Genomic DNA, 14613 nt, shown 5'->3' on the forward strand with positions numbered 1-14613 from the left:
GAATAATTATAGGATGTGTCACTATCTCGGTAATAGATTAAGAAAATCTTAATTTATTACGATTTATACATAGTACAAGGGGTAGTGCCTCATCTCCATCAACTTAAGAATTTTATAAAGCTCCCAAAATAAAAAAATGTGCTTTTTTGTAGCAAATTAATACAAAATTTCGTTTTGTGGGCGCTATAAAATGTTAACTTAATGGGCATAGGATACTGCCCCATACTATAATTTTTACACACCTTGTATCACATATACCTTCGCGTATACATCGTATTTCGCTGCAAATTGCTCCAGCTTTTTCTGCCTATATTCTGTCATTGTAAAGAAGTGGATCACCGGTATTTTTCCACTGTATTTATTTTTGTAATATAGTGCAAATTCCCTGTATCGATTTAATTTTTCACTGTTCACATTCATCATTTGTGTACGATCTATTTCAACTGCATTTAAAACTCCTTCCTCATCTCGAAACTTTACATCAGGAATAATTGTCTTCTTTTTGTCATTTATTTTATAACGTATAGGTTCTTCTATTCTCCAGTCGTCGGGACAGAATAGATAGAGCCACGCTTCATTTCTCATAAGGCTGTGAGCTAATCGACTATTTGGTACAATCTTCTCTGTATCGTCGAACAATTCACGGCCTTTTTTATTTAAGTAATATACATATTCTTTTTGGTATATTGTGTAATTTACATACAGGCTTAAATCCTTTAAAATACGGTTCGCGTTCCGTATTCCACCCATATCATGAATTGCCATCAGATGCCGCCTTGTTGCGAACTTCAGCTTTCTAATCGAGGTCAGAATCGTCATCTGACGGTTGATCTTGATATGTGTCTGGATGTTCATTCTTCTTCACCTCGTATTGTTTTAGATGTTCCCACATAACCTTATCATCGATGTAAGGTACCTGGATCTCAGTTAGATCCTCCTTCATATAAATTGCTCGCCCTTGAATTGAAGGTAAGTTTTCTAATCCGGATTGATCGATAACAACCTCAGACGCTACTCGTGTAGGTAATCGAAAACCTAATTTTGCGTTTGCCATTTGTTTTATCACTCGAGGTAATGTATCAGCTGTAGGATACTGTGTACAAAAGATAATACGGAAACCTAATGCTCCACCAACACGCGCAATATGACTTAGCATGTATTGGCATTCCTCCAGCATTTTGTTATGTTCCCTCGGTAATCCTTTTGAAGGAGCTAATACTGCTCCCTCATCTACGACGATAAAATATCGATCCTTTTCTTTTGTATGAACAATATTCTTGAACCTTCTTTCTTTCATGTACTTACCGCGCTCATTCATTTTCTCCATTACTTTGAGTAGCATTTCATGTGCTTGAATTGGTGTCTCTGCAATATGCTCAACTTGCTTCAAGTCTTTGTATTCTCCAAATTCGAGTCCTTCTTCTTTCAAATCAATTAGATAAAAATGAGCGTGATCCGGGTTCGCTACTGCTAATGATGTAAATAAGTTTTTTAAAAACACCGTTTTCCCCATACGTATTAGCCCACCTACAGCTAGGTGTGGTGTTTCATCAAAGTCATGAGAAATTAACTTCTCCAGGCTTTGACCTATCGGCACAAACCACTTACCAGGCGTTATTAATCCTGTAGACCATTCCCACTTTTTCGGTATTTCCTTACTAAATACACGAATGCTTAATTTATAATTGTTGTAATGAATTCGTACAGGTTTATTCAATCCTTCAGAAACAACGTCCTCTACCTTCTGTATTATTTTTGACGGCATGCCCACCGGTAAACGATACACATAAGTCGTACTACGGTCATCCATTTTTTGCTCAAGAAAGACTGGATAATGTAGTTTTTCATCCCTTCGAATTGCAATTCCGCTTACTTCAAAAAACACTTGTATCTTCTTTCTATCATCTTCTTTACGTTTGAACTTATCACTTACCAAAGCATATCCGAGCGAAACTGCAGGTATTAATAATAATTCAAGCATAGGGGATCACTCCTTATATATCCTATAGGGAGATAGTTGCACCTTTTTGGAAGATTTACGTACAAGTTATTTTTCTTATATAGCAAATTGTCCGTCACTTCCAGGTTATCTTCCTTCAAAGAAACATGATTAGAACATAACGTAGAAGATACAAGAACGAGCCTGTAAGTGTAGTGTACATGGTTATACGTGGAAGCCAATGTGGAACACTCTGCCCCATCTTCTCAGCTGCTTTCATTGTTACTACGGACAATCCCGTTGCCGTCCAAATGACTACGGCTTCCCCAGCAAGTGTCATATTGAATCCCTCTTTCTTTTAAGTTGTAATCCCTTAGATGTCATAACAGGTTGGTACTGATTTATTACTTCTTCCCACTCAAGAATTTCTTCCTCTTCCTCATACAAATCATCCATAATATCGTTCGATAACCTGTAATATCCTTTGTACTCCTTGTTATTAAATACCTCATGCCTTTCCATATGCTCTAGAATAGACTTTGCTTCACCTTTCCCCCTGGCTTCTTTATACATGCTTCTTAATTCTTTTGAGGAATACAGATACGGTGTTTCATTCAAATATCCATATTGCCATCTCATCAATCATCCCCCCATTCTTTACACCAAGAAAGATACATATCAATCCTTTTCTGTACTCCTCTTTCGTTATACGGCCCATATACTTCTTCCCCTAGTATGTCAACTAAATCAATGTAATCAGGATGTTGCAACTTATCATGATTTGTTATGTGCCCATATATTGCAGCCACTTCTTTTTCATCGTTTGCATCAGCATACATATTGAACAACGTTTGTGACGGATACAACCTCATCTGTGGTAAACATTTGTACCCAGGTCTCACCTATCATCACCTTCCCCATCTTGATGTCCTTAATTCCACTTGGTATTCCTCGTGGTCTTGATATAGGTATATGACCTAGAAAATAGATTTTGCGTGTCCAAACAAATTTTTTTGCCTGAATGCCTGTACTATTTTCAAAGGAGTTAATTACCAATTGTAGAACTTATTGTTTTGAGGTGATTGTTTATGAAATTTAAATGCCGGTTAAAAATTATCTTTGCTGAATTAGATATTAAACAAGGGGATTTCGCTAAACGTATAGGTATTGATGATTCCACTTTAAGTTCACTTGTTAAAAATCGTACAACACCAAGATTTGATACAGCCTACAGAATCGCTCAAGAGTTAGGAAAACCTATCGAGGAGATCTGGACCATCGACGAATAACTCATCCCCCTCCAGCCCTAATAAGTTTTTTTATATTGGTTTTTATACTTGACTTTGGCGGTTTGCCGACAATCATGGGATGAGGGTACAGGACAACGGCTAGGGCAGAGAATGTCTACCTTACAACGCTTCAAAAAAATAAAAGCGTCGTAAAGTAGACGTTTTGTCAATCATGGTCTATCGGGTTAAGGAATCCGTATAGTAACACCTTGTTTAAACGCTAAGTTTTCACTTGCAACGAACTTTTAACATGTCATGCTTGTCCAACATGCTGAAAGCGTCAGGGAAGGAATTGCACTGCTGGCATATCCTTTATTACTCGTAACCTATAACTCTTTCATTGTCCGTCGCTACCCGTGCCGTAACACGCCAAGCAACCGCCGTACCGTTAATGGCCGTACACGCCTAGACTCCTAACAACGCAAACAAGGAAACGTTATACGTTAGGACGCTTAACTTTCTGACATTGGCTTAGCTAACCTGTTCAAGTTTAACGAGTGTTAGGTCATTCCTCGCGTGGATCCACCCCCTATTTACCTAAAAAAGACAATAGAAAACTAGACCTCGTGTATATCTATTTTTTTGAATAAAGATGTACACGAGGCTGGAGGTTGTCCAGTATTCAGTTAAAGAAAGAGCCTATAACACGTGAGCTATAAGCATATTGATAATAAATAGAACAGAGGCTACAGTATAGAATCCGTAAAACCAAACGCAATCAGATCTACTTTCTAAACCGAAGTATTTGTTTATTTTTTGCATCGGTAGTACTCCGCTTCTTTAATCTGCGCCTTTACTTCTTCACAGTAATTACTGCTTAAATTCAGAAAAAGACTTATAGCACTCTTTGGTACATCGCAACCTACATGTATTTCTTGTGTCTTTTTGTTATATCTAACGATGTATAAATTACTCTCCGTTTCGATATATACATGTAAAGCCTGGTATGGATCTGTTAGGAAAGAGTAAGCTGTCTCACTAACTGTTAAAAAACGAATATTCTCACCATAAATACTTCGTACTACATGCTGTTGAAGCTTAGACGTTAATGATTCAAACTGTTTACGCTGTGAATCATTTAATAACGCCGTAAAGGTTTTTGAACATTTCATTGTTAACACCCACCTTCCACCACACAAAAGTATGACTCTTAAAGTAAAACTTTGTTAGTATCAATATATAACTCTAGGAGTCATACGTCAATAGTCTTTCTAAAAAAGTTTTACTTTGATATGTAAATTGTGTAAAATGGGAAGTAATAAATGATCGGAATGAACGGAGGTATTACCATGAGTTCTATGGTATTTACGTTAGGAGACACGATGGAGGAAATCGGTATTACGAAAAATAAGTTAGCTGTAGAATCAAAAGTGCGTCCAGCTACTATTAGTAATCTAGTGAGTGGTGAGGTTGGGCTAATTCGTTTTGATACATTACAGTCAATCCTGGACGCTTTAAACGTAATGGCTGGGGAAAAAGGAATGGATAAAACATATCGCATTGAAGACGTTGTGCAGTACATAAAATAGATTTTAAAGGCGGGGGATTAAAGTGAAAGAAGTGCATAGTGTAAACTCTGCAGGTGCGGAGATCTACAAAGACCCTAATGATCATGACTTATTAGAGATACCAGTAATTAATGAGGAATTTGAAGGTGAAATTTATACTGTTCTAAGCGCGGGTTTTTGCCATAAAGAAGAGTTAGCTGCAGTATCAATGGAGTCAATTGTAACAGTGCCCGTACTAATTCCTCTTGTGACAATTAAGAATGATGATGGTATCATCCAAGCGTACCGTTTACCTGAAGAATTAGCTGATTGGGTACGTATGGTTATAGACGTTTCAACGCAAGGAACAAGTCCTTTTCCTCACGACGTTGCTTTCGGCTTAATAAAAAACAAATATTACGTAGAATTCAAATAAAGACCCAGCCCCTTGAAAGGGCTAGGTCTTTATTATTTCTTCTCCAACGCTTGATGTTGCCAATACTCAGTAGCTGTAGTTGGTACATCCTTGTATACAAAATGTTTAAAATCAATTTTATCAATTGCTTGTCGGTCATATGTTATTTTCATAATAGTTCCTTGTTCTTTATTACCAGACGCATCTGTCAATGGTGCTTCCCAGAACCATACCACTTGAGTAATCTCTTGCTTTTTAGCGAATGCCTCTAGCATTTGTTTTGTATCCATCCACATACCTTTTTTAGACATGTTTTTAGTTATACTTTCTTTCGCTTTTAATTTCAGCAATACAATTTTATCGTTTGGATTCTCTGTACCTAGATTGTCATTTATTTCTACAGCTACGATATTCTTTTTATCTACAGCCTTTTTTACAATCTTATTGATTTCATCGTCTAAACTTTCTTTTTGTTTCTGTTCTTCTTTTTCTTGCTTTATACGTTCTTTTTCAACTTTTTTCTCTGTTTTTAATTGTGATGTCGCTTCTTTGTCCTGCGCACTACATCCAGTGGAAAAAACAACTAAAACAGCTGTAAGTAAACCAATCCATTTTCCCCATTTATTCCCCATTTAACCTCCTCCAATCTTTATGTTACGCCTCTATTTATATAAAAATCATATCATAAAAAACGGACTTATATACCTAGCATAAGATGTTATCTTATCAATTTTGTTATATGTTATTTATCAATATATGCTAAAATAACCATTAAAAGGGGGAATTCAATTTGAATGAAAAAATTCATAACTTAGCAATGTATGATGAGTTTGAATTAGATGGGTATTGGTGGATTCCAGGAAATGAGGATAACAAATTTTCGGGAACTTTAACATATAATACGGATGGTATTACTTTAAAAATACTTGGTGATTTTGCAGACGAACTTAAATTTTATATGACAAACAAATACCATATTCTGCACGGTATTATAGAAGAAAACAAAGTTGTTACCTTATACGATGGGTTTGTAAAAACGATGCATATTGGAAGCGTAATGACAAAAACTCTTATCTTTAATCAACTAATAGTAGGAGCGCATTTTAACACCAAAGACGATACAATGTTTTCCTCTTTATCAGTAAACTATTCTTTATTAGAAAATTGGATTGGAGAGTATCCATTTGAAAGATTCGAAGAGCATGCTGGTGAACAAATTGAAAAAGTAGGAGTTATCTATACTTTCCCGTCATCATTCGAGACATATATACATAAAAAACAAACAAGAATAAAATCAAGTCATACGTTAAAGTCATCTACTACTCTATATAAACATTTCACTTTCAATAACCAAGCGACTTTAGATATAATTCCAGATACCTCGATGGATTTAGAGTGGTACTTAGATATGATCCGAGAACTTCAAGATTTTTTGACACTCATGACTAACAGAGCTATTTATATAAAACAAATTCAGGCAGAAAGTGATTCGGATTCGCCTTATGAGGTAAACAACTTAAAAAACACTGTTTATATTTTTCTTTCACCCGAAAAAAAATTTGAAGAAAAAGATTTTTCACGTCATAATCTACATATTAGTTACAATAAAATTAAGGATAATCTAGGAATTATTCTTAATAAATGGTTTACAGACTCCTCTTATTCTTCAAGAAAAATTTACCTTAGAAATTTATATGATGAACAGATTGACCAAGAAGCGAGGTTTTTAAATTACGCCAAATCAATGGAAAGTTTTCAACGGGATACCAGTGGTGAAAATGGACAATTTTTACCTGATAATATATATGAACCAATTAAGCTTGCAATGTTAAATTCAATACAACAAGGAACTATGGAAAAAGATATTTATAGTAGTCTTAAAAGTAAAATGGTTAATGTATTAGACTATGCTCACCATTTCGGATTTCAAAGACGAATTAGGGATATGTTTAAAGGGCTTGATGAGCGTATCAAAGACGTAATTTTCCCAGGAAATGTAGCTCAAATAAAAAGCTTTGCTAATCACGTAACACTGACCAGAGATTACTACACACATTATGGTAAAAAGCCAGATTACTACTTTAAAGGATGGGAACTTTATTTTGTAAATTCAAAATTGCATATTATTCTTTATTACTATTTCTGTGAAAGGTTAGGTATTGAAAAAGATATAATTTGGCACGCGATTAATAATGATCACACAATTAAGCAACGATTAAAAACGAAAACAGAACCTACAAATTAAAAACAAAATAGCCGTCTTCATCTAGGAGACGGCTATTAACATTAAATATATTCGTAATACCAACGTTTTTCATCTAACCATTCTGTGCATTTAATCACTCGTATTGATACCACCATTTACCGCCTGGTCGGTTATCTAACCATGCCGTAAGTTTATCCAACTCAGAGCCGATTCTTCTTTCTGTACGAATGCTAAACAATCCGTCATTTTTTCCTGAAATGTGAATAGCAGCCCCATACCCTAATTTGTTCAGGAAATTTGCAGTTTCTTGCATTTTATCAAAACCAATGCCACCTGTCGCCACTAGTTTATATCCATATCCATTGTCAGTCACAATAATTCCTCCTCCATTTTGTACTGATTTCCCAGTAATCGCTTCTACAATAGCAATTGCAACTGCATCGAAATTATCCATTAGCTTTTTCATATCCGACGGATTATCGATGAAACAAAGCTCAATAAGAATTGCTTCTGCTTTTGTAGAATTGATATAACCAATGGATTTTCCGTCTTTCGGACCACGATCTTTAATCCCTAATACACCAGCAATCTTTGCGGACACTTTTGCCGCTAGTTCTGGATTGTTGTAATGAAGAACTTCCGTACCTGTCGCATTACTATTTGCCGCATTTAAGTGAATCGATATAGCTTTACCATTCGAACCGATTGCGCGGTTGGTATTACTTGCAGCATTTTGCCAACAAGCAGACTGTGTTCTGCCTACATCATCTGTACAATTATGCATTGTTTCTCCTACTGCGTTCATATATGAAATTACCTTTGCGAGCATTTGACGAGCTACTGCATGCTCTGCATAACCACATCCATATGCCCCTGGTACAATCTCGTTATGTCCTGCTACTCCTACGTATTCCATAATCTATCTTCTCCTTTATTTTAAATTGTGGTTTTCAAGCACATCTTTTTGTTGCATACCTTTGTTGCTTAAATAGTTGTTCTTCCAGGCCATGTATAGTGTGAAAACACCTGTAACTACAGCCACGATGTTGTTTGTCAATTCATCACTAATCGTTTGATAACCGACTAAATTTAACACGCTATTTAACACCGCAATAACTAGGACAACGTAACGAGCGATTGATGCAGTATCGAAATTTTTCACGTTATCACCTCCCTTCATTTGAGAAAATTTAAGATGTTAAATAATAAAAGGACTGCCAATGACAGTCCTGAAATCCACATCGATATATGCGCTTTTTTATTGCTATCGTTCTTTTCTTGCGCAAGCTTTAGGTCCCGTATCTCCCTATCGCGAAACTTAAACATCTCTTCTATTTCGGTACGCTGCATGTAATTTTTTTGATTGTAATCAAGCTTTTCTTCAATCCGAATTACAGTAGCATTCATTGACTGCAGTTGTACTTCTAATTTCGCAATACGCTCGTATTCCTTCTGATCCAACTACCATCACCCCTTTTTTAAGAGCAAAATAAAAAAGACCAGTTTATCACTGCTCCGTTGCTAATAATTGTTGATATCTGATTAACGGATACTTATCCGTCAGTTTGATTTTAGTGCCACAATTATTACACTTATGTTCAAACTGTGGCGTGTTTACCATAAAGTTATTGTTACCTGTAGGCAGCATTTCCCCTTTTTGACAGGTATCACAAATGTATTTGACTCCAATTGGCTTGACTTCGAAATGTTGTTCCATTGTACTCACCCTCTTCCGAAAAATAAAAAGACCAGTTTATCACTGCTCCGTTTTCTCGTTTATTAATTTTTGAACAAGAGCTTCTAAAGATTCGATTTTTTGATTCATAACATTCATTTCTGTATTGTGTTTTTCTTCTACTCTCTTGATTTCTTCATCATGTTTTTCCTCCAAGGCTTTGATTTTTTCATCAAATTTGATTTCTAATTCTTGTACACCTGCTGTAAGAATGGATAATGTAGGATACAACTTAATTCCATCCTTTTCTCTTGTAGTAAATATTTCATCTGTTTCTTCAGCGATTAAGCCATATTGTACCTCTATATCTTCTGTTGTGTATGGCTCTAATCTGTCTTCTGGTCTATTCATCCGCATTTGGTATAACTCATACATATCACGCTTCAAAAAGTATTGTTTAACTTGTAATCCACGTATTTTATCTAAAGCTGAAAATGGCAAGTCATGTACAGAAGTTTTCAATTTAGCAGTTGAGCGGTTGATATGTTGCATTGCATACGAATCTTTTTCTGCCCATAAATTTGTGTCACTTCGTATTCCGCCATGTGCAGTTACCTCCGCAACTTCTATCCCTTTAAATCCGTTACCCATAAGGTTCTTTATTTGCAAAAGTTGATCGTATCCAGATACTGTGGAGGAACGAATTGTATGACTGCCTAAATATATATCGCAATCGCCACCACCGTTTGCAGCTTTAAAACTTGCAACGGTTTTACCATTATTGTTAATTGCAACAAGGGTCTTTCCATCTAAAATGAGGTTTCCTAGGGAAGTGAGCCACATACTAGTTTGAGCTGTAATCCCAACGTTCCCTTGCGCTGTTAATCGAACGCTACTTTCTGCACCATTGGCGTCTACATACCTGTAGTAAACACCATTTCCATCTTTATAGATGCTTCCAAAGTTTCTCCCTGTACCGTCACCTTCGCCAAGAATGATATATGGATTGAAAGTTTTACTTTGACGCTCATCCTCAAAACCAACAACAATCTTCGCTTGGCCTTGATTTACGAATCTCAACACCTGATTTTCCATATGGATATGTTCTTTCATATTGCTTGTTTTAACTGTCGTCCCTTGCAGTAACCCCGCCTTAATCCAAGAAGCTTCTACTTGTCCGACTAAATCAATTTTTTCAGCCTTAACTTTAACACTCTGAGCGGTTTGGTTAATTGTTGATGCTATGTTTCCTGCAGAAACCTTGGATTCGATCTCCTTGGCTTGCAGTTTAAGAGATGCCTCATGCTGTTCGACCATCGCTTTTTCACCGTAACGACCATCACTTTCTTTCGTTGTATAAACCTCAGTAGCTACAGCCCTTAGCTCGATTTGTTCTTTGTTTTGTTTAATAGCTGTTTCTAACTCACGTACTTTTTGGTTATATCCTTCTTTTGAAATCTTATCAGCGAGTTGATTCAGAAGTTCATCGTAGTCAGTTACATCTTTAGGGTTTGGCAAATATTGTGACGGTCTTGATCCAGTCTGCAGCATAGGTTGTGACATCCCTAGTGATCCGTTCTGTTTTACATACCAACGGAATTGTACTATTTTTGTACCTGCAGGTGCTGTACCTGAAACGTATGCCCTAATCCATATATTGTCTGCAAGTGTCGGTGACACGCTGTGCTGCTTAATGTCCGTTCCGTCTGCTTTTTTGAATTTGAGTTCTAATGTCCAGCCTTGATCAATTGATTTTACATTTTTGGTCAAAAAATAAGCGGAAACAACTATCGTCTCCCCTTCATTACAATCAATATCCTGCCAGGATCCATGAGACTTATTAGCTGTTTCACCTGTAATATTTACGTATACTGCTGGTGAACCCTCATATCCCATGCCATCAACGCTGAGTTTTGTCCAGTCAAGAGAACCCCAGTATTTGTGACCCCTACCTTCTCGTAATGAAAAATCAGTATTTCTTAACATGTTCATTATTCCGAGGCCGCCGATTATATCCTCAACTTCTTTAGACGTTACTTTGGACTTGATTTCTTCTGCAGTTTGCGAAATAGTAGATTCAGCCTCTTTAATACGTTTATCCTGCTCGTTGTTAACCTCTGCCAACTGTTTAACACTGGAGCTTAATCCTTCAGCTGTTTGTTCGACATTTGTAATACGTTGATTAAACGTGTCTTGTGTGCTTTCTATGTTTGAAACAGTTGTCGTGATACCATTTACTGTTTCCTCTATTTTCGTTGCCTTCTTAGAAAATTCGTCTGCTGCTTTCTCGACGTTAGAAACCTGTGAACTTACTTCAGAAATAGTACGTGTATTCCCTTCAGCTGTTTGTTTCGCCTCGTTAGCAGTCTGTGAAACCAGTGACAGACCATTTCCTAAATCTATAACGCTCTGTTTCTCTGCTTTGGATTTAATAGCTTCATTTGTTTGCTCAAAGGATGTACTGATTTCTTCAAACTTTTTAATGTTCCCATCTCTATCAGTTTCATAAGTTTTTTTGCCCACAAAGCCTTCGCGAATCTCATCTTTTGTAAAAACGCCAGACTTATCAGCTTTATCTTTTACCTGTTCATTAACCCAATCTTGATCTACCTTTTTATTAATCTCTTCTTGAATTTTAGAAATCTCTTGATTCAGTTCTTCCTGAACTTCTTTTTTTACAGATTCTACATTAGGGACAACAGGATCCCATGAGTTACCGTTCCACTTTTTCAAAACACCAGGTCTTCCGTTACTAATATCGAGCCACAATGTCTTACCTGCTTCGAGACCTGTGGTCGGTTCATTTGCACTTTCAATGATTGTTGTTTGGTAATTCTTTAAATTCTCTTGCACCTTTTCAGCTAGCTTTTTAGCATGTTCAGACTCTTTCACAGCTGTTTCAGATGCTGTTTTTGATTCTTCAGCTAACTTTTCGAGCTGCTCAAGCACATCCTTATTTGCCTTATCTCCTAATACAGTAAGAATTCTGTTATACAACTTACGGAGCTCTTCATTAGGATCGACAATTTCATGATAGTCCCCATATACATATTTATCTTGTTCCGGATCCTTGAACGATTCGTCACCAGCGATTACACGTGCCTCCAGGTATAGCCTTGGTGTGAATCCCGTGTCTTTAATTCTTACAGTGTCGCCCTCGTTAACTAATTCGTGCGCCAAACCAAATACACGTCCAATGGCTTCCGCTTCTACTTCGTAGGAAATAGATGTATTAATACGTTTTTTTAACTCCATTTCCATAAGCGTCTTAAGTCTCTTTGGTGACATGTCCTGGTCTTCAGTCTCCGGAGTATAAAAACCAAACTTATGTTGACCACGCTCATTCCATCGCTGGAATGCGTCAGAATCTGTAATATACGGGTATCCATTGTTGATACTCTCTATCGTGACTAACTTGTCACCTTCACCTTTTACAAAACCAACAAGTGCCGTGCAAATGTTTTGTGAGTTTTCGATACGGCGAACCCCTTTTAGATCTTTCCCTAAAGTAATCTCTTTCCCTGTTACTCGGCCACGCCTTTTAACCATATCCACATAACGGCCGACAATTTGTGATCCAACAACTTCGACGCGATACTGAATTTCTAAACCGAATAGAGAAGCGATATCTTTTAAAAACTTCAGAGGATCAATGAATTCATCGATGGTCATTGTATGAAAGCCCGTATATTCAGTTCTACCGCGTTTCCACTTCATTCCTGCAAGTGCCATATCAACAAACTCATTTACTGTTTTGCTTTCTATACGTTGCGGTTTAATTATTCCGGACTTAGCTATTTGTATCCATTCTCCTGACGCATAAGTGGTTATTGACCTATTATCGGAGTCTTTCGCTGTCTGAGTAATAACATATGGTACGATTCTCCCATCCCTTACTTCTTTCAGCACCAGATTTTGTTGCATAAGTGTTATCGCTTGTCTCGTACCATCAAATGCCGTGAAATCAAGCGTATCTATGTTATTTTTGATTTCCCAGTGACGCTTGTCATCCCAATAGTCTGCAGGCTGTAGTGTAGATACAATCTGTTCCGTTTTAAAATCAACAATATGAAGTATTCCAGTAGGTTTTCTCATCTGAATCGCTCCCTATAGGATATCGTCGCTTTACCGATGTCCGAAGGCATGATATCAATACGATTGTCGCCTCTTACTACTTTAGGAAAATCAGAGAAAATATCTTTAAGATTAATAGCATCTTTTCCGTTCACCGTTACGAGACTTCGTTCCGTGTCTATGACTATCTTGTCACCAACATCGTATATAAATGGCTTTGTATTAGCTTTCACATCATTCACTTTCCAAATTTTCAAATCGTCAATCTGCATAACAGAAACAGGGTCATTTATATCCCAGCGCATTATTGAAATCATAACTTGGGCGATTTTTCTATCTGTCATCGGATTTCTACTTTCATCAATCCACCGCTCAACAAGTGCAGCATCGTCAATCTCTGTGCCGTCTCTAAAACGTGCTACATAAACAGACCACTGATTCCCTCGTCTAGCGACCCGCATTCTCCCGTAAAATTGATTAAGACTATTCGGATGTGCGCCGTTTGTATCGACTAACTTACGCAAGCTGTCTGGCGTTCCTACATTACCAATTTTCATGTGTGCCTTCGTCAATTCGGCATCCCAGTAAAGGTCATTCATGTTAATGCGCGTGACAATATTACTGGCTTCATCTAGTAAGAGCACTTCTACACGTCCCATTTCAACAGTGCTTTGTGATTTTAAACGTACCCATGCTTCCATTTCAAAGTCTTGAAGTGGACCAGATGGTATGTTTTTCTTAGCAATAGCACCATGGAATCCTTTTTCTTGTCCGTAGTCACCACAATAGAGCGCGTATCCATCCCTTACCTTAAAACTCCCTGTTCCTTTCATGTCATCGAATTGCCCCGTAACAGGAGTCCACCCTACAGGGGTAGACATTTCATCCCACACTACCCTTTCACGCTCTTTTACAGTTGTTTCGGCAACGGCCAATGGGTAACCAATTCGGAAATAATTTCTGTCATTCGGATACTTTCCAAACCACACATCTAAAAAAGTGCTTGGTTTCGCTACATCAATTTCAATAAGAGCCGGTGTTTCTACACTACCTTTATTTGTAAAACGTACTGTGATTTCTGTAGACGCATCACGAATGAATGTTTCTCTTTTAACAGCACCTAATTTGTAAGGCGACGGACATATAAACGTGATTGTGGCCTGGTGAATTTTCGACTTCTCCAGCTTTTCTTCTACGTTTTCTTTAATACCGTAATACGTTAATTCCGGCTCATCGGTAAATGAGATTGTTACAGGTTCGTCCGTACTTAACAAATCGTTAAGCTCATCTATACGTTTTCTTAATTCAAAAAAAGAGACTCCTTTGAGAGAGAAGTCAACTTCTATTACTCTCTCAGGAGTCCTTTTACCTAAATAATATGAACCTGGGCGATGAGGTACTGTTAACTTATAAATTTCATCACTCAAAATACCGCGTCCTCTTACATCGTTAACCATGAAGAATCCCTTTTCGTATTTTCTCTCAAAGTACTTTTCTAGATCTATCCCGTTAAAAACCAGCAACTCAA

At 37.1% G+C, this 14613-nt stretch carries 18 protein-coding genes; 4 read left to right on the top strand and 14 right to left on the bottom strand.

Annotated features, from left to right (window positions below; genetic code table 11):
- Window positions 1–234 precede the first annotated feature (234 nt).
- From V7183_RS10810 to V7183_RS10830, 5 genes are all read right to left on the bottom strand, one after another.
- Complete coding sequence (locus tag V7183_RS10810; RefSeq protein ID WP_335359493.1) at window positions 235–855, bottom strand: replication-relaxation family protein; 621 nt, start codon at window positions 853–855, stop codon at window positions 235–237.
- Complete coding sequence (locus tag V7183_RS10815) at window positions 797–1981, bottom strand: FtsK/SpoIIIE domain-containing protein (RefSeq protein WP_335359494.1); 1185 nt, start codon at window positions 1979–1981, stop codon at window positions 797–799. Before V7183_RS10815 ends, V7183_RS10810 begins: the two co-directional genes overlap by 59 nt.
- Window positions 1982–2096: 115 nt before the next feature.
- Window positions 2097–2279 (bottom strand): hypothetical protein, encoded by a 183-nt coding sequence (locus V7183_RS10820; RefSeq protein ID WP_335359495.1) that lies wholly within the window; start codon window positions 2277–2279, stop codon window positions 2097–2099.
- Entirely contained in the window at window positions 2276–2578 is a 303-nt protein-coding gene (locus tag V7183_RS10825) for a hypothetical protein (RefSeq protein ID WP_335359496.1), read from the bottom strand. The genes V7183_RS10820 and V7183_RS10825 overlap by 4 nt, the downstream gene beginning before the upstream one ends.
- Window positions 2578–2841 (bottom strand): hypothetical protein, encoded by a 264-nt coding sequence (locus V7183_RS10830; RefSeq protein ID WP_335359497.1) that lies wholly within the window; start codon window positions 2839–2841, stop codon window positions 2578–2580. Before V7183_RS10830 ends, V7183_RS10825 begins: the two co-directional genes overlap by 1 nt.
- A gap of 186 nt (window positions 2842–3027) precedes the next feature.
- Here V7183_RS10830 and V7183_RS10835 point away from each other — a divergent pair, with 186 nt between their 5' ends.
- Window positions 3028–3228: a helix-turn-helix transcriptional regulator gene (locus tag V7183_RS10835; RefSeq protein ID WP_335359498.1), complete on the top strand. Its 201-nt coding sequence runs from the start codon at window positions 3028–3030 to the stop codon at window positions 3226–3228.
- Window positions 3229–3867: 639 nt separating this feature from the next.
- On the opposite strand, the gene V7183_RS10840 is transcribed toward V7183_RS10835, so the two are convergent.
- Both V7183_RS10840 and V7183_RS10845 read right to left on the bottom strand, forming a co-directional pair.
- Window positions 3868–3990, bottom strand: a complete 123-nt coding sequence (locus V7183_RS10840; protein ID WP_335359499.1) for a DUF3961 domain-containing protein — start codon at window positions 3988–3990, stop codon at window positions 3868–3870.
- On the bottom strand, window positions 3978–4340 hold the full coding sequence (locus V7183_RS10845; protein ID WP_335359500.1) for a hypothetical protein: 363 nt from the start codon (window positions 4338–4340) through the stop codon (window positions 3978–3980). The genes V7183_RS10840 and V7183_RS10845 overlap by 13 nt, the downstream gene beginning before the upstream one ends.
- A 177-nt stretch (window positions 4341–4517) precedes the next feature.
- Between V7183_RS10845 and V7183_RS10850 the strand changes: the two genes are divergently transcribed.
- Together V7183_RS10850 and V7183_RS10855 are read left to right on the top strand one after the other, a co-directional pair.
- Window positions 4518–4757 (top strand): helix-turn-helix domain-containing protein, encoded by a 240-nt coding sequence (locus V7183_RS10850; RefSeq protein WP_335359501.1) that lies wholly within the window; start codon window positions 4518–4520, stop codon window positions 4755–4757.
- Window positions 4758–4779: 22 nt separating this feature from the next.
- Window positions 4780–5151 (top strand): hypothetical protein, encoded by a 372-nt coding sequence (locus V7183_RS10855; protein ID WP_335359502.1) that lies wholly within the window; start codon window positions 4780–4782, stop codon window positions 5149–5151.
- 32 nt (window positions 5152–5183) lie between these two features.
- On the opposite strand, the gene V7183_RS10860 is transcribed toward V7183_RS10855, so the two are convergent.
- Window positions 5184–5762 carry a hypothetical protein gene (locus V7183_RS10860; RefSeq protein ID WP_335359503.1) on the bottom strand — a complete coding sequence of 193 codons (579 nt, stop codon included), beginning with the start codon at window positions 5760–5762 and terminating at the stop codon, window positions 5184–5186.
- A 158-nt stretch (window positions 5763–5920) separates the two neighbouring features.
- Between V7183_RS10860 and V7183_RS10865 the strand changes: the two genes are divergently transcribed.
- Window positions 5921–7375: a HEPN domain-containing protein gene (locus tag V7183_RS10865; protein WP_335359504.1), complete on the top strand. Its 1455-nt coding sequence runs from the start codon at window positions 5921–5923 to the stop codon at window positions 7373–7375.
- A 94-nt stretch (window positions 7376–7469) separates the two neighbouring features.
- Here the strand turns inward: V7183_RS10865 and V7183_RS10870 are convergent, their stop codons facing one another.
- From V7183_RS10870 to V7183_RS10895, 6 genes are read right to left on the bottom strand one after another with little or no spacing between them, the layout of a single operon-like run.
- Entirely contained in the window at window positions 7470–8252 is a 783-nt protein-coding gene (locus V7183_RS10870) for an N-acetylmuramoyl-L-alanine amidase (protein ID WP_335359505.1), read from the bottom strand.
- A 15-nt stretch (window positions 8253–8267) separates the two neighbouring features.
- On the bottom strand, window positions 8268–8498 hold the full coding sequence (locus V7183_RS10875) for a phage holin (RefSeq protein ID WP_335359506.1): 231 nt from the start codon (window positions 8496–8498) through the stop codon (window positions 8268–8270).
- Between the two features lie 14 nt (window positions 8499–8512).
- Entirely contained in the window at window positions 8513–8797 is a 285-nt protein-coding gene (locus V7183_RS10880; RefSeq protein ID WP_335359507.1) for a hypothetical protein, read from the bottom strand.
- Window positions 8798–8843: 46 nt separating this feature from the next.
- Window positions 8844–9053: a hypothetical protein gene (locus tag V7183_RS10885; protein WP_335359508.1), complete on the bottom strand. Its 210-nt coding sequence runs from the start codon at window positions 9051–9053 to the stop codon at window positions 8844–8846.
- A 39-nt stretch (window positions 9054–9092) separates the two neighbouring features.
- The gene (locus tag V7183_RS10890) at window positions 9093–13106 is read right to left on the bottom strand and encodes a phage tail spike protein (RefSeq protein WP_335359509.1); all 4014 of its coding nucleotides are present in this window, start codon (window positions 13104–13106) and stop codon (window positions 9093–9095) included.
- A complete protein-coding gene (locus tag V7183_RS10895) occupies window positions 13103–14608 on the bottom strand; it encodes a distal tail protein Dit (protein WP_335359510.1) in 1506 nt (501 codons plus the stop codon). Before V7183_RS10895 ends, V7183_RS10890 begins: the two co-directional genes overlap by 4 nt.
- Window positions 14609–14613: the final 5 nt, after the last annotated feature.

It is taken from the genome of Bacillus sp. JJ1127 (genome assembly GCF_036965845.1).
Lineage (GTDB): Bacteria > Bacillota > Bacilli > Bacillales > Bacillaceae_G > Bacillus_A.

Excerpts from the sequence above, each read along its gene's own strand:
- V7183_RS10810 (WP_335359493.1), bottom strand. The coding sequence starts at position 855 with ATGAACATCCAGACACATATCAAGATCAACCGTCAGATGACGATTCTG.
- V7183_RS10815 (WP_335359494.1), bottom strand. The coding sequence starts at position 1,981 with ATGCTTGAATTATTATTAATACCTGCAGTTTCGCTCGGATATGCTTTG.
- V7183_RS10820 (WP_335359495.1), bottom strand. The coding sequence starts at position 2,279 with ATGACACTTGCTGGGGAAGCCGTAGTCATTTGGACGGCAACGGGATTG.
- V7183_RS10825 (WP_335359496.1), bottom strand. The coding sequence starts at position 2,578 with ATGAGATGGCAATATGGATATTTGAATGAAACACCGTATCTGTATTCC.
- V7183_RS10835 (WP_335359498.1), top strand. The coding sequence starts at position 3,028 with ATGAAATTTAAATGCCGGTTAAAAATTATCTTTGCTGAATTAGATATT.
- V7183_RS10840 (WP_335359499.1), bottom strand. The coding sequence starts at position 3,990 with ATGCAAAAAATAAACAAATACTTCGGTTTAGAAAGTAGATCTGATTGC.
- V7183_RS10845 (WP_335359500.1), bottom strand. The coding sequence starts at position 4,340 with ATGAAATGTTCAAAAACCTTTACGGCGTTATTAAATGATTCACAGCGT.
- V7183_RS10850 (WP_335359501.1), top strand. The coding sequence starts at position 4,518 with ATGAGTTCTATGGTATTTACGTTAGGAGACACGATGGAGGAAATCGGT.
- V7183_RS10860 (WP_335359503.1), bottom strand. The coding sequence starts at position 5,762 with ATGGGGAATAAATGGGGAAAATGGATTGGTTTACTTACAGCTGTTTTA.
- V7183_RS10870 (WP_335359505.1), bottom strand. The coding sequence starts at position 8,252 with ATGGAATACGTAGGAGTAGCAGGACATAACGAGATTGTACCAGGGGCA.
- V7183_RS10885 (WP_335359508.1), bottom strand. The coding sequence starts at position 9,053 with ATGGAACAACATTTCGAAGTCAAGCCAATTGGAGTCAAATACATTTGT.
- V7183_RS10890 (WP_335359509.1), bottom strand. The coding sequence starts at position 13,106 with ATGAGAAAACCTACTGGAATACTTCATATTGTTGATTTTAAAACGGAA.